The 13,611-nt window shown below is 63.5% G+C and carries 13 protein-coding genes; 8 read left to right on the top strand and 5 right to left on the bottom strand.

The window, feature by feature from the left end; genetic code table 11:
* Positions 1-2: 2 nt before the first annotated feature.
* The 5 genes from QM588_RS07755 to QM588_RS07735 are packed head-to-tail and all read left to right on the top strand — an operon-like array spanning position 3 to position 4,624.
* Entirely contained in the window at positions 3-791 is a 789-nt protein-coding gene (locus QM588_RS07755) for an O-methyltransferase (RefSeq protein WP_283312474.1), read from the top strand.
* Positions 788-2,074, top strand: a complete 1,287-nt coding sequence (locus QM588_RS07750) for an ATP-grasp enzyme (protein ID WP_283312473.1) — start codon at positions 788-790, stop codon at positions 2,072-2,074. Before QM588_RS07755 ends, QM588_RS07750 begins: the two co-directional genes overlap by 4 nt.
* On the top strand, positions 2,074-3,099 hold the full coding sequence (locus QM588_RS07745) for a D-alanine--D-alanine ligase family protein (protein ID WP_283312472.1): 1,026 nt from the start codon (positions 2,074-2,076) through the stop codon (positions 3,097-3,099). The genes QM588_RS07750 and QM588_RS07745 overlap by 1 nt, the downstream gene beginning before the upstream one ends.
* Positions 3,096-3,848 carry a TauD/TfdA dioxygenase family protein gene (locus QM588_RS07740; protein WP_283312471.1) on the top strand — a complete coding sequence of 251 codons (753 nt, stop codon included), beginning with the start codon at positions 3,096-3,098 and terminating at the stop codon, positions 3,846-3,848. Before QM588_RS07745 ends, QM588_RS07740 begins: the two co-directional genes overlap by 4 nt.
* Positions 3,849-3,898: 50 nt before the next feature.
* Positions 3,899-4,624, top strand: coding sequence for a YoaK family protein (locus tag QM588_RS07735; RefSeq protein WP_283312469.1), 726 nt, complete (start codon positions 3,899-3,901; stop codon positions 4,622-4,624).
* On the opposite strand, the gene QM588_RS07730 is transcribed toward QM588_RS07735, so the two are convergent.
* Positions 4,594-5,235, bottom strand: a complete 642-nt coding sequence (locus tag QM588_RS07730; RefSeq protein WP_283312468.1) for a TetR/AcrR family transcriptional regulator — start codon at positions 5,233-5,235, stop codon at positions 4,594-4,596. The two genes, QM588_RS07735 and QM588_RS07730, sit on opposite strands and share 31 nt — an antisense overlap.
* 80 nt (positions 5,236-5,315) lie before the next feature.
* Between QM588_RS07730 and QM588_RS07725 the strand changes: the two genes are divergently transcribed.
* On the top strand, positions 5,316-6,248 hold the full coding sequence (locus QM588_RS07725) for a DAPG hydrolase family protein (protein ID WP_283312467.1): 933 nt from the start codon (positions 5,316-5,318) through the stop codon (positions 6,246-6,248).
* Positions 6,249-6,266: 18 nt separating this feature from the next.
* Here QM588_RS07725 and QM588_RS07720 read toward each other — a convergent pair whose 3' ends face one another.
* From QM588_RS07720 to QM588_RS07710, 3 genes are read right to left on the bottom strand one after another with little or no spacing between them, the layout of a single operon-like run.
* A complete protein-coding gene (locus tag QM588_RS07720; RefSeq protein WP_283312465.1) occupies positions 6,267-6,842 on the bottom strand; it encodes a hypothetical protein in 576 nt (191 codons plus the stop codon).
* A 40-nt stretch (positions 6,843-6,882) separates the two neighbouring features.
* Positions 6,883-7,224, bottom strand: a complete 342-nt coding sequence (locus QM588_RS07715) for a GNAT family N-acetyltransferase (protein ID WP_283312464.1) — start codon at positions 7,222-7,224, stop codon at positions 6,883-6,885.
* A 54-nt stretch (positions 7,225-7,278) separates the two neighbouring features.
* Positions 7,279-8,574, bottom strand: a complete 1,296-nt coding sequence (locus QM588_RS07710; protein ID WP_283312463.1) for a ricin-type beta-trefoil lectin domain protein — start codon at positions 8,572-8,574, stop codon at positions 7,279-7,281.
* A 454-nt stretch (positions 8,575-9,028) separates the two neighbouring features.
* Between QM588_RS07710 and QM588_RS07705 the strand changes: the two genes are divergently transcribed.
* Positions 9,029-10,270, top strand: coding sequence for an ATP-grasp domain-containing protein (locus tag QM588_RS07705; protein ID WP_283312462.1), 1,242 nt, complete (start codon positions 9,029-9,031; stop codon positions 10,268-10,270).
* Between the two features lie 41 nt (positions 10,271-10,311).
* On the top strand, positions 10,312-12,318 hold the full coding sequence (locus QM588_RS07700; RefSeq protein WP_283312845.1) for a hypothetical protein: 2,007 nt from the start codon (positions 10,312-10,314) through the stop codon (positions 12,316-12,318).
* Here the strand turns inward: QM588_RS07700 and QM588_RS07695 are convergent.
* On the bottom strand, positions 12,300-13,598 hold the full coding sequence (locus QM588_RS07695; RefSeq protein ID WP_283312461.1) for a ricin-type beta-trefoil lectin domain protein: 1,299 nt from the start codon (positions 13,596-13,598) through the stop codon (positions 12,300-12,302). The two genes, QM588_RS07700 and QM588_RS07695, sit on opposite strands and share 19 nt — an antisense overlap.
* Positions 13,599-13,611 lie beyond the last annotated feature (13 nt).

Genomic DNA, 13,611 nt, shown 5'->3' with positions numbered 1-13,611 from the left:
CTGTGGAACCACGACCGGTCACCCCGACGACCATCCTGGCGCGCGAACTGGGCGAGATAGCCGCGCTGCTCGACGCCGGGGCGACGGGCGAGCTGACCACCCGTGTTCATCGGGCCCGCGATCTCGCCGCGGGACTCGACCCGTATCTCGACATCTGCACCACCTCCGAATCTGCGGCACTGGCCACGTTGGCGTCGCGGACCCGCTCTGCGGACTGGAGATCCCGTGACGTGGTCTCCGGTTCCGGGCCCCTGGAGATGGAAATGCTCTCCGGCCATGTGGAGGGACGCTTCCTGGCGTTTCTCGTGCACATGACCCGGGCGACGCGGGTGCTCGAGATCGGTATGTTCACCGGTTACTCGGCGCTGGCGATGGCCGAGGCGCTGCCCGCAGGCGGCGAGGTCGTCGCCTGCGAAGTGGATCCGTACGTCGCCGAATTCGCGCAGTCCTGCTTCGCGGAATCGACAGCAGGATCCGCCATCACGGTGGAGGTGGGGCCCGCGCTCGACACTCTTCGCCGGCTCGACGGGACGTTCGACCTGGTGTTCATCGACGCCGACAAGACCGGATATCGCGGGTACCTGGAGCATCTGCTCGACAGCGAGCTGCTCTCCGACGGTGCCGTGATCGCCGTCGACAACACCCTGTTGCAGGGACAGCCCTACACGGCACAGCGGAGCGATAACGGCCGGGCCATCGCCGAATTCAACGACTACGTCGCGAACGACCCTCGCGTGCAACAGGTTCTGATTCCCTTGCGCGACGGCGTGACGCTGATTCGGCGCGCATGATCCGCACCGTCGCAGCACTGATCGGCCTCACGGTCACCCTCCCCGTCGATCTCGCGGCGGTGGGGGTGGTGGCGCTGCGGGGTACCCGGCCTGCCACCCGTCGAACCGATTCGCCCAGAACGGTTCTGATCAGTGGCGGCAAGATGACCAAGGCCTTGCAACTCGCACGGTCCTTCCATCTCGCCGGCCATCGGGTGATCCTCGTGGAATCGGCGAAGTACCGCTGGACCGGACATCGTTTCTCCCGCGCTGTCGACCGCTTCCATTGCATTCCCGACCCGGGTGATTCGGGATATGCGCAGGCTCTGCTGGACATCGTTCACCGCGAGGGCGTCGATGTATTCGTGCCCGTGGCAAGCCCGGCCGCGAGTATTCACGACGCGGACGCGCGTGCACTCCTCGATGCGCACTGCGAGGTGATCCACGGCGGCGCGGATGTCGTGCGAATGGTGGACGACAAGTCCCGATTCTCGGAGCACGCAGCGTCATTGGGACTACGCGTTCCCGACTTCAGACGTATCACCGACCCCGCCCAGATCGACGAGTTCGAGTTTGCGCCGGGCCGTGAGTACATCCTCAAGCGGATCTCGTACAACCCGGTCGGCCGAATGGATCTGACGCGGTTGACGGCGCACACGCCGGAACGCAACTCCTCCTTCGCCCGGAGCCTGCACATCACCGAGGACGACCCGTGGATTCTGCAGGAGTTCATCGCCGGACAGGAGTACTGCACGCACGGCACGGTGCGTGAGGGTCGCCTACAGGTGTACGGCTGCTGTGCGTCGTCGGCCTTCCAGGTCAACTACGAGATGGTCGACAAGCCCGAAATCCACACCTGGGTCACCACTTTCGTCTCCTCGCTCGACACCACCGGGCAGCTGTCGTTCGACTTCATCGAGTCCTCCGCCGACGGCCGGATCTACGCCATCGAATGCAACCCGCGCACCCACTCGGCTATCACGATGTTCTACGACCACCCCGAACTGGCTGCCGCGTACCTCGACGACGGACATGCCGAGATCGTGCCGCGTGCGACGGCCCGGCCGACGTACTGGATCTACCACGAGGTGTGGCGTCTGATCACCGAGGGTGATCGAGCATCTCGGCTCCGCACCATCTTTCGAGGCAAGGACGCCATCCTCACCGGTTGGGATCCGCTGCCGTATCTGTTGGTACATCATCTTCAGATTCCCTCGTTGCTGATCCGGAACCTCCGCGAGCGGCGTGGCTGGTCCCGAATCGATTTCAACATCGGCAAACTCGTGGAGAACGGAGGCGACTGATGACGTTGTCGGTCGTGGTGCTCGTCGGGTCCTCGGTGGACCGCTTTCACAGTGACCTCTCTCGGGTCTACGCCGGCGGTTTCCTGGACGCCCTAGGTAACGACCCCACGTACGGTTTCGAGATCGCGTTCGTCTCTCCCGGCGGCCTCTGGAGTTTCCCCACCGGTCTCGACGATTCGAGTATTGCTGCGGCGCAGCAGATGCCGTTGGCACAGGCGGTGGAGCACATTGCGGTGCGAGACTTCGACGTCATGGTTCCGCAAATGTTCTGTATGCCGGGTATGACGACGTACCGCGGCCTGTTCGATCTACTGGGAGTGCCCTACCCCGGCAACGGTCCGGACCTCATGGCATTGACGGCGAACAAGGCCCGCGCCCGCGCCGTCGTCGCGGCAGCCGGCGTGCGTGTTCCCGAAGGCGTGGTCGTCAGATCCTCCGACGACGTGATGGACCTCGCCCTGCCGGTCGTGGTCAAGCCCGTGGATTCGGACAATTCGATGGGTGTCTCGCTGGTCCACGAGCCCGCCGGTCTGGCCCCCGCGATTCGAGAGGCTCTGACGTATTCGTCTGCTGCACTGGTGGAGACGTACGTTCCACTGGGTCGTGAAGTTCGGTGCGGGATCATCGTCCGAGATGGCGAACTGGTGTGCTTGCCCCTCGAGGAGTACGCCGTCGACTCCGTCCGCAGTAGTGCGGACAAGTTGAATCGCACATCCGACGGCGATCTCTACCTGGTGGCGAAGGAACAGACCAGGGCATGGACGGTCGACGTCACGGATCCGATCACCGAAAAGGTCTGGGCAGCAGCACGATCGAGTCACGTCGCACTGGGATGTCGCCACTACGGCCTGTTCGACTTCCGCATCGACCCGGACGGCGAGCCATGGTTTCTCGAAGCCAGCCTCTACTGCTCCTATTCGCCGTCCAGCGTGTTGGCGGTGATGGCCTCGGCCGCGGGCATCGCCGTCGAAGAATTGTTCGCATTCGCGCTCGAAGAACTGCCGGTGAAGGAGTCGTCGTCATGACGTTGGGAATCGAGATCGCCGATCTGAACTTGGAATCGGTTTCGGTAGAGCATCTTCGAGAGCTTCTTGCCGAACACGGGGTGTTGATCCTGCCGAACCAACCCGTCGACGATCAGCATTTCCTGGCGTTCCTGCGCCGGTTCGGAGAGTTGATGTTCACCGAGGGTGAGACGCCTGTTCCCGGCTGTCCGGATCTGAACGTCGTCAGCAATGTCGGCCGCTCCACGCCGCCGAAGTCCACGTTCCACGTCGACACCACCTACATTCCGAAGCCACCCGCCTACACCGCGTTACGCGCGGTCGAAGTACCCGAAGCCGGCGGCAGTACGTTGTTCAGCGACCAATACGCCGCATACGAAACGCTTCCGGCAGAGATGAAGGAGCATCTGGCCGGGCGCACGGTGACGCACCGAGTGACCGGCGTGGCGTCGGATTCCGACTCTTCGGCCGACCATCCCCTCTTCGCCGTTCACCCGGTATCGGGACGTACGGCACTGTCGCTGTCCGCTCCCGCTCGCTGTGTCGCGATCAGCGGAATGACCGAAGACGAAGCACGAGACACCGTTCGCTACCTCGTGGAGCATTCCACCCGGGAGGACAACCTGCTGCGGCACAGCTGGTCCCCCGACGACATGGTGATGTGGGACAACAGGTGTGTGATGCACCGCGCCGATCACAGCGGGGTGGTCGGCAACCGGGTGATGCACCGCGGGATGGTGGCGAGCAGCCACCCGACTGCGTCTGTGTGACCGATGACTCAAAGATTTGCCGACGCGGCTCACGCCCGGAGAATCGAGTCATGACTTCCCCCTTGGCGATCAGCCGCGAAACAGCCGTCGGCGCCGAAGCTCGTCTGTCCTGGGTCCTGTCCGGACTGGCAGGCATGGTGGGTGCGGTCGCGTTCCTGCATTCCGCCGGCTACTTCGTGACCTTCATGACCGGCAACACCGAACGTGCCGTCGTCGGGCACTTCGGACATCCGGAGGGCAAGGAGGTAGCACCTGGGGCGTCACCTTGGGCAGCGTTGGCACTCATGGCGGCGTTTCTCGGCGGCGTGATCGTCTCGTCGATCTGCCGACGTCGTTACTGGTCCAACCACCCCCATGGAGCGACGGTGCTGACCACGATCGCGCTCGCCGCAGCAGGGATGATCGACATCGCCGTCTCCGGGTGGTCGTCGGCCAACGTGAATTTCTACCCGATCCTCCTCGTTGCCTTCGCGCTCGGCGCATTGAACACCGCGTTCACGAAGAAGGAAGAGACGTACATCCCGCTCAGTTACGTCACGGGGACAGTGGTCAAACTCGGCCAGGGAATCGAGCGTCACCTCTTCGGCGGCGGAACCCACTACGACTGGCTCTGCTACGCAACACTTCTGGGGTCCTTCGCAGCGGGAGGTGCTGTCGGTGCGTTCATCGGCGTCGTGATCACCGGGCCGCAGGTGCTACTGCTCACTGCACTCATCAGCTTCGGCGCGACGATCTTCACGTTCACTCACACCGAACGAAACTCGCTGCTCGGCTGATCGGTGACCATCGGGGATGCGCCGACGATCTTGCGCAGCATTCGGTCGACGACGGGACGTGGCAGCCGCGATCCGATCAGCACCTGCCTCCCCACGAGACCCTCGATCATGACCACGAGCATCTCCGCATCCCCCTGGGGGTCTTCGGATTCCAACGACGCGACTATCCACTGGGTGTACGCGACGAACGCGGCCCTCTGGGAGTCGAACAGATCGCGGATTTCCCGATCGTGTTGCGCCTCACCGAGCAGGATGCTGCGCGCGATCACCCTTTTCGTCGCTTCTCCGGTGGTCATCGCCTCGATGAAGTCGATGATGCGGTTCACGACGATGTCGACGGTGAGTGGTTTGACGTCGACCAGACCACCGAAGGTCGCGCCGGCAGTGTCGTAGTCGCGGGCGAACAACAGCTCGAGCGCCAGGTGCAACAGTCGTCCACGAGTGGGTGCATGGTAGTTGACCGACCCGGGGCTCAATCCTGCTGCAGCGTCGACCGCCCGGTGCGTCAAGCCGCGGAAACCTTGCGTTGCCAACACTTCGATTGCTGCCGCGGCGATTTCGTCGCGCCGACGCACTCTCGACTCGTCGTCCTTGGGACGGGCAGGACTCATACCACGGAGTCTAGTGCCCCACCATTGACAGTCACCGAAGTCACGTCGTAGTCTCAACCGATGTTGAGGAAACCCGTCCGATGAATCGCGGCCCGTCCCGGCGACGAATCATGGTCGGTTTCGCCGCGGCTGCAGCCACGGCTGCGCTCGGCCCCGCAGCACGAGCGGTCGCAGCTCCCGGCACCGGTTCGAGCGAAAGCTGCGACGAGCGGTACCAGGGCTACCGCGACCTCGACCGCGGACGGCCCTATGCCCATTTCTTCGCCGAACGGACGACACCGGCGCCGGTCGTCGTGACCGACGCGGTCGGTGGGCCGCCGATAAGGCCCGAGTGGGTCCCGCACTTCGACTCCATCACAACCGATCTCGCGCCGACGGGATATTCGGCGATCGAAACCGGTTACGGACGACGCGACGACGGAATGACGTTCGTGGCGGTGCGCACCGCGATGCCCCGGGTCACGGCAGCGATGTGGGACTGGTGGTTCGGTTGGCATTCCGCCGAAGCGGCTCGTTACAAACTGTGGCACCCCGATGCCCACCTCCACGCCGCTCTCGCCGAGGACCGGTCGGCGCATGCGATTCCGGACAGGGCGAAGTACATCGGCAACACATCGTTCGTCGACGAGTACGTCGGCGCGAAGCTTCAGCAGCTGGGTATCGGCTTCCGTGACCCTGTTGCGCACGGTTTCGACGTTCCCGCAGACCAGACGGTCATCTTCGGCCGAGTGGGAAGTTCCATCGCACCGGTGGATCTGGGCTGGCTCGCCCATCAGGTTCGGCCGATGCAGGGCGGTGCCGAGATGCGCAGCCGCTTCTATCTGAACCTGCGAGGATTGCACGTTCCCGATCCGAAGCAGGCCGTGTGCGCAGTTCGCCGGGGTGCGTCCGTGGATCCGAGCGACCTCGTTCTCGGACTCGACCTCGCCCGAGATCTGCTGCTGCACTGCGGACAGGAGATGAACCACCTCGCTGGTTTTCTGCCGGAGCTGCACGCCGAGTTCGGCGGTTGATCCGTCCACGAGGTGCAGCTAGTGGCCCAAGAAGACCTTCGCCAGCACGATGAGAGCCGCGACGACGGCAGTGGCGAGCCCGATCACCAGGGCCCGAAACGTCGGGCGGTTCCCGCGAATTCGTTCCGTGACAATCGGTATGGTGGCGATTCGTACGACGATCACCGCACCGGCCAGCAGTTCGGCCCATTGCGCCGGAAGCACCGACAGCCACCCGAGCGCCAGCATCGCCGCCGGAAACGTCCCGGAGCTCAGAATGGGGACTGCATCCCGGAATTCCTCGATGGCCTCGAACTTGCGCTGTTCGTCCGTTGCATCACCGTGCGCCTCCGGGATCTGGCTCCCGGCGACGAAATCTGCGAACACATGCGCGAGAAATGTCGTTGCCGCGGTGGCCGCTACGAGAACGGCCGCCGTCCCGTGCCCGATGGAACTCGGCGTGGAGGCGGCAACCGCGGCGAGGACCAGGATGTTGCCGTAGATGTACGCCGAGAGCCTCCTGGCCGCCCGAACGGGCGACAAGGGGCCGTCGGACCGGGTGACCAACCGTCGGTAGAGCTGGGTGCCACCGGGGCGGTGTCCGGGATCGGTCATGCTGCAGATCGTCGCACGACGACAGCGATCGGTCGACGAATCATCCCTGCTGGTCGTCCAGCCACTGGCGAATATCGTCCGTGACGGGCTCGACGATGTCGTCGTACTCGTGATGTTCGCCGACGAACGCGGCCACCAACGGACAGATCGGAACGGCGTGCTTGTTCTCGGAACGCGTCGCATCGAGCGCGTGCCGCACGACGATCGTGGCCAGACCACGTCCGCCGTAGGCCGCATCCACTTCGGTGTGGAAGAAGACGCGCCTGCCCTGCTCGTCGTCGGCGAACTCGGTGAAGCCGACCTGTGTGCCCTCGACCGAAATCGTGAACCTGTCCGCCTGCTGGGCGATCTCGACCTCGGCACCGGTTTTGTCGACCGTCATCGACGCTCCCCTTCTCTCGATGGCGCGCCCCAATCGATTGGGTACACGGTCGGGTCAGCCTACCCAGCTGTACACCGAAACCCAGTCCAGCAACAGATGCCCGTTGCTCTTTCCGGTGCCGTTGGTCTCGGTCTGCAGTTCCCAGCGCATCGGACCCGAGGGAACCCACTTGGTGCTGTCCAGGACCACGGTGTCGTCGAGGATGTAGCGAACGCGGCCCGGGGACCACTCGATGGTGTACGTGTGCCAATCGGTGAAGTTCGCGCCGATGTTCCGAGCGACATCCTGGCAGCCGCCGACGCACGAACCGGCACCCGAGTAGTGATGGAAGCCGCCGACCTGCCCCGCGAGACTTCCTTCCGGGAAGTCCATTTCGCCGTCCGCGGGCCATCTTTCGGACTGCGGCCACAGCAGCCACGCAACGTAGTACTCGGCCAGAGTTGCCGAATCGACCTTGAATCGTGCTGTGTATCTTCCGTATGTCTGATTCTGCCCTGCCGCGTTGATCACCGGCGAGACGCTGGCACCGGCCGGGACGCCGTCGACATTGTGCAATCCGTAATCGAGCAAGCCGTCGTGCGTGGACAGCACGGCGTCCGCTCGGTACGGGCGCTTCTGATAGGTGTCCTTGTAGCACTTGGGGTACGTGCGCCACTTCTGATTCTGAGCACCGACGTAGACGATCTTGGTGGGGTCGCACTCGTTGGCCCAACTGCCGACGGCGGAAGGCTTCGCGAAGTCGTCGACGAAGATCTGCTTCCAACCGGGTAGGTCGCCCACCGGCGCGGCTACCCCGCTGGGTGTGGTGGACGGAGTGGTCGGTGGCGTCGTGGGCGGCGTCGTGGGCGGCGTCGTGGGAAACGGCGTGGTCGCGGTGATCCACTTCTGAGCAGCAGACCCGTTGCATTTCGCCAACACCGGTCGGTTTCCGTTGACCTCACGCGAATTCTGAATGCACAGGCCGGTCTTCTGCAGCAGCGAGATCGAGCCGTCGCCACGGATCGACCATTGCTGCGCGGGCTTGCCGTTGCATGCCCACGTGGTCAACGCGACGCCGGCCGCCGCGTAGCCCGATGCCGGTGACAAGCACCGGCCCTGCACTCGAATCGTGGCGTCCTCGGTACCGGTCCATGTCTGCGCGCCGGTACCGTTGCAATCCCAGATCTGGACGGGATTGTTCTGTCCGGTGAGACCGCCCTTGTTGTCCAGGCAGAACCCGGCGGGCGTCTTGATCTGTCCCGAGGTGGCGGCCGCGGCCTGTGGCGCGTGAACTACGAAAGCCGAGAGTAATACGGTTGTTCCGAGCGTTACCAAGGAACGCTTCAGAACAGCACGGCCCGAAACAGTCATGGTTTCATCCTTCGAGAGACCGAACATCGCATTGGATACACGGCGGATTAATACAATTGATTGCCGGCATCTCGAATCATAGGGATGAGTCAGGCATTGCGCAGTGAATTCGCATTCACCATGAAACTCCAGGTCAGAAGCGTAATTGAAAGAAATACGACCGGCATGAATTCGGGATTAAATATTAAACTAGTTGCTGCGGATCGAAAATCTATTCACGAGAATCGAAATGTCGAGCAAATCGTGCACCTGGACTTTTTATGATCTCGTATCGATCATTTTGCTGGCAAACGAGCGCATTGCCAGCCCTGCGCAGGATCCGGCCCGACAGTTCGAGGGACGGTTCACATCGCGTCCCGGCTTCCCGAGCACCGGGTCCGGAAAGCGGCACCGAACACCCTCTGTACGGTGGAGCGAAGGACCTCGACCGTGCATCACAAGGGAAAGGAACTTCATGGATCGGCCACCGAGGCTGGAGAAAGACCCGAACAAAGGCTTCGTAGCACTGCTGGGCTGGAGTTTGGCCGCAGTCGAAGCACTGGACAAGTTCGATCGACGCTACGTCGTCGTCGCCCCCGAGTGGGCCGAGGCATATTGCACCGAGCACGACATTCCGTACCTACCGTGGAACTTCGAGCGACTCAACGACAGGTCGCTCGAGATCGCGGAGACTCTCCGAGACAAAGGCGTCGATGTAGCGATACCGCTGTACGAGGAGACAGTCGAGTGGGCCGGTGCCATCAACTCGGTGCTGATGGGCAATCCGCGACTGTTCGGCCAGGCCATGTTGCTCCGAGACAAGTCCTTGATGAAGCGGCGCGCACAACTCGGTGGTATTCGCGTCGGCATCTTCGAGGAGGCCCACGACCGCGAGGACGTCACCCGATTCCTGCGCCGCGTGAATCAGACGCTGCTCAAACTCGACGGTGACCCGAACGACCCCATCCATGTCAAGGCATTCGACAAGGCAGGCTGCCTTGGCCACCGCGTCATTCGCACCCCCGACGAGGTCGACTCCATTCCCGACGAGGAATTTCCAGCGCTGATGGAGTCGCACCTCGACGGCTGGGAGTTCGCCGTCGAGGCGTGGATTCACAACGGCAAGATCAAGTTCCTCAACATTTCCGAGTACGTGACGCTCGGCTACTCGGTCTTCGTTCCGGCCACACCGGAGCTCGAGAAGTACCGCGAGCAGATCACGGTGCAGATCGAGAAGTTGATCAAGACCTTCGACATCGAGTTCGGTTTCATTCATCCCGAGTACTTCGTCACCAGTGACGGCGAGATGTACTTCGGTGAAGTCGCCTACCGCCCACCTGGTTTCAAGGTGTTCGAGCTCCTGGAGCGGGCCTACGGCTTCAATGCGTACCAGGGTCTGGCGTTGGCGTTCGATCCGAAAACCACCGAGGAGGAGATCGACGCCTTCTTCCCGAAGGAGGTTGTCGACGCCACCGGTGTCGCCGGATGTTTCGGGGTGTACCCGCGCCGACGCGTCGTCAGCGATCTCGTCATACCCGCCATCACCGCCGACGACGACTATTACGAGACCAACGACCTGTCGGCACCGGTCGAGGAAACCGTCACCAAGAGAACGGCTTTCGGTACCCACTGGGGCTTGCTGTACTTCTTCGGCGATGATCCGTACCGGATGCGCGACCTGCTCAAGCAACAGGAAGAACTGGACTTCTACGTGTGAAGCAGCAACTCGGCAACGACCACGAACCCACGACGCAGACGATGAACGACGCTGCACCGATCGACAAGGCTCTGGTGTCGCGGCTGGCCCAACTCGATCACGCCGTCGACGCGCTGGCCGGTGCACCCGAGTTCAGCAAGAGCACCAAGGTGCGACGGGTTCTGGATTCCCTGCACCGAGTGTTGTTGCAGCCCGGCGGTTGTGGCGCGGTACGCGAACGCGCTGCGGTGCTGGAGAACGCCGGGCTGTTCGCCGGGACGGACTGGGCGCAGCCGGACATTCTCGTTCCGGCGTTCGTGGGGCCGAGCCTGCGCAGCGGCAACGACGACACCGTGGTTCTCGAAGCAGCCAGCGAGTTGCGGATGGTCGCGATCGTCGCCGGTGAGTACGAGCATCCCGCAGTCACCGCCGACGATGCGCGACGCTTCCTCTCCCAGGTACTCGCGTTGAACCTCGAGGTGTTGTTCACCCCGCCCTCGGAATCGGAGCGAGTCCGTTTGGGGCGGACAGCACACCTGATCCGCGACCTCTTCGGCTACGTTGCCGGGGAGATCGGCTACGACAGTGTGCTGGACGAGTTGCTCGAGGAGATCTGGCGGATCCTGCGTCAGCGTCCGATCCAGGTCGACACCATCAAGTCCATGGTCACGCGCATTGCGATCTATCGCGACGACCCGACCGTCGATCTCGGCACGTCCGGTCAGGGACTCGATCGGTTGACCACGGCGTTGTTCGGCACCACGGACGCGTGCCGCGAGGACCCGGGCGTGGACGTCTACCGGAACCGGCTCGAGGCCATGGACGTCGAGGCACTGCAGTTCGAGGCCCGCGGTTTCGCACGGGCAATGCACGACACCGGTCTCGTTTCGCCGTACCACGCCACGCTCACGCAGTATCTCGTCGACCACTACTCGTATGTCCTGCCCGAGGCCTTGGGGCTGTCCGATACCGGGCGTACGTGCCTCACTCGCTATCCGGAATTGGTCCACCGTCTGATCGAGGAAACCGTGTATCCCGAGACGGCGCAAAGTCTGTACGGATTGGCGCTGCTGCTCGACCGCGGAATCCTGCATCAGCCGCCGATCGTGCCGTCCCTGTGGCGTCAGCTGGCGCTGACACTCGCGCCCGCAGTGCGAGAACGCCTGATCACCACCTTCGGTCCGGTTCCGGCACCGGAGTCTCGGTTGCTCGGTGGGTTGCTCTCCATGCTCGGACAACCGCTCGGTGTCGGCCAGGGCGACAACCCCACGTGTCAGTCGGCGCGCGCGCTGTCGATGTGGGCGTACAACGATCCCGACTACCTGCTCCAGATGGTGGTGTGGGCGGCACGCGACGAAGAGATCGTCATGCACTTCGAGGGTCAGTCGATCTCGTCCGTCGACAGCGAAAGTGGTGTCGCGACGTCGGATCCTGTCGATCTCGACCCGGCTTCGCTGATTCTGGTTCCGCACCTCGACCGGATCTACGCCGAGATGGTCCGACGCTGCGCCGACAGACCGGGCGACCCGCATCGCTGGGTCAACCCCGAATTCCACGGGTGGTGGTCGGCCCGCGAGTTCCATATCGACGTGGACGTCGCGACCGGGAATCTGATCGATCTCGATGGGTTCCTGCGGCAGTTCCATGCCGCGTATCACCCCGAGTACAACGGCCATCAGCCTCTGATCCACCCGCAACCCGCCGGGGTGGCCGTAACCGACAGCGCTGCACGGTATGTGGGGTGGCACGCCATCGCCATTCTGCGTGTTGCCCCCGACCCCGACGGCGTCATGCGGGTCTACTTCTTCAATCCCAACAACGACAGTGGGCAGGATTGGGGTGACGGAGTCGTCGTCGGAACGGCAGGGAACGGCGAACGCGCGGGCGAAGGCTCGCTACCGTTCGATCAGTTCGCCTCTCGCGTGTACATATTCCACACGGATCCGTTGGAAAAGGGTGAGCCCGAGAAGATTCCGAACGCGGACATCGACACGATCGTCGGTTACATCGAACGCAGTTGGGGTGCCGAGCGCTCGGCGCGGGCTGCGTATCAGCCGTTCCAGGAATAGACGGAGACCCAGTCCAGGATCAGATTGCCCTCGTTGTTTCCGTCCCCCTTGGTTTCGGTCTGCAGCTCCCATCGCATCGGTGTGGACGGCACGAAGTCGGTGGAGTCCAGTACGACCGTGTCGTCGAGGAAGTATCGAATCCTGCCCGGCGACCATTCCATGGTGTAGGTGTGCCAGTCGGTGAACTGGGCGCCGATGTCGAGGGCGGGCGATTTGCACCCGTCGGCGCACGAGCCTTCGCCCGAGAAGTGATGGAACCCACCGACGTTGCCCGACAGCGCACCTTCCGGGAAATCGAACTCGCCGTCGTACGGCCAGTTCTCGGACTGCGGCCAGAGCAACCATGCCGCGTAGTACTCGGACAGATCCGGTGAATCCACTTTCAGACGCGCCGAATATCTTCCGTACGTCTGATACTGACTGTCGGCACCGATCAGAGGGGAGATACTCGCTCCGGCCGGAACGCCGTCGACCTGACCGAGGTGGTATCGGAGCGCGCCGTCCGCAGTGGACAGCACTGCATCGGGCCGATACGGCCGTTTGTCGTAGGTATCGGGATAGCAGGACGGATAGGTGCGCCACCGCTGGCCCTCGGCTCCGGTGTAGACGACCTTCGAGGGGTCGCACTGATTGGACCAACTGCCGGTGGCAGACGGGGCGGTGAACTCGTCGACGAATATCTGCTTCCACCCCGGCAGATCCCCGGTGGGTGCAGCAATTCCGCCGGGGTTCTCCGCGGTCGGTTCCGCGGCCGCTACCGGTGTCCACGTCTGTACCGACGAGCCGTCGCATTCGGCGAGCACGGCCACACGCCGAGAGGTCTGTCGTGCGTCGTTCGCGAGACAGAGGCCGGTGCCCGTCAGACCGATCGCACCGGATTCGCCCGCCGTCCACTTGGAGACAGCACTGTCGTCGCAGCTTCCGAGGACAACAGGTACATCGGCTGCGGCCTCCCCGTTCTCCGGCACCAGGCACTGCGATTGCGATCGAACCGTGCCGTCGGCCTCGGCGACCACTTGCTGCGCCGGCGTTCCGTTGCACGTCGCGAGACTGACGGTGTCGGTGTCGCTTCCGTCCAGGCAGAGCTTGTCGGGAGACTCGATCTGCCCGGTGAAGGTCACTGCGGACGGTGTGTCCGTGGTCGAGTCGCCGGAGAACACGCCGCAGCCCACGACGAGTACGCACACGATCGCCAGCGTCCCCGAAGCAGCGAGAGCTCTCCCCGCACGGCGATCGCCACCCCACCGACCGAGACGCGAACGTGCACGAACAATCCGCATCGGGGTCGTCCCC

The sequence above is a fragment of the Rhodococcus sp. IEGM 1354 genome (assembly GCF_030056855.1).
In the GTDB taxonomy this organism is placed as follows: domain Bacteria; phylum Actinomycetota; class Actinomycetes; order Mycobacteriales; family Mycobacteriaceae; genus Rhodococcoides.
This window is presented reverse-complemented; position numbering and strand designations above follow the sequence as displayed.

What these genes read in the sequence shown, in the direction of transcription:
- QM588_RS07750 (WP_283312473.1), top strand. Translation starts at nt 788, where the DNA reads ATGATCCGCACCGTCGCAGCACTGATCGGCCTCACGGTCACCCTCCCC.
- QM588_RS07745 (WP_283312472.1), top strand. Translation starts at nt 2,074, where the DNA reads ATGACGTTGTCGGTCGTGGTGCTCGTCGGGTCCTCGGTGGACCGCTTT.
- QM588_RS07740 (WP_283312471.1), top strand. Translation starts at nt 3,096, where the DNA reads ATGACGTTGGGAATCGAGATCGCCGATCTGAACTTGGAATCGGTTTCG.
- QM588_RS07735 (WP_283312469.1), top strand. Translation starts at nt 3,899, where the DNA reads ATGACTTCCCCCTTGGCGATCAGCCGCGAAACAGCCGTCGGCGCCGAA.
- QM588_RS07730 (WP_283312468.1), bottom strand. Translation starts at nt 5,235, where the DNA reads ATGAGTCCTGCCCGTCCCAAGGACGACGAGTCGAGAGTGCGTCGGCGC.
- QM588_RS07725 (WP_283312467.1), top strand. Translation starts at nt 5,316, where the DNA reads ATGAATCGCGGCCCGTCCCGGCGACGAATCATGGTCGGTTTCGCCGCG.
- QM588_RS07720 (WP_283312465.1), bottom strand. Translation starts at nt 6,842, where the DNA reads ATGACCGATCCCGGACACCGCCCCGGTGGCACCCAGCTCTACCGACGG.
- QM588_RS07715 (WP_283312464.1), bottom strand. Translation starts at nt 7,224, where the DNA reads ATGACGGTCGACAAAACCGGTGCCGAGGTCGAGATCGCCCAGCAGGCG.
- QM588_RS07710 (WP_283312463.1), bottom strand. Translation starts at nt 8,574, where the DNA reads ATGACTGTTTCGGGCCGTGCTGTTCTGAAGCGTTCCTTGGTAACGCTC.
- QM588_RS07705 (WP_283312462.1), top strand. Translation starts at nt 9,029, where the DNA reads ATGGATCGGCCACCGAGGCTGGAGAAAGACCCGAACAAAGGCTTCGTA.
- QM588_RS07700 (WP_283312845.1), top strand. Translation starts at nt 10,312, where the DNA reads ATGAACGACGCTGCACCGATCGACAAGGCTCTGGTGTCGCGGCTGGCC.
- QM588_RS07695 (WP_283312461.1), bottom strand. Translation starts at nt 13,598, where the DNA reads ATGCGGATTGTTCGTGCACGTTCGCGTCTCGGTCGGTGGGGTGGCGAT.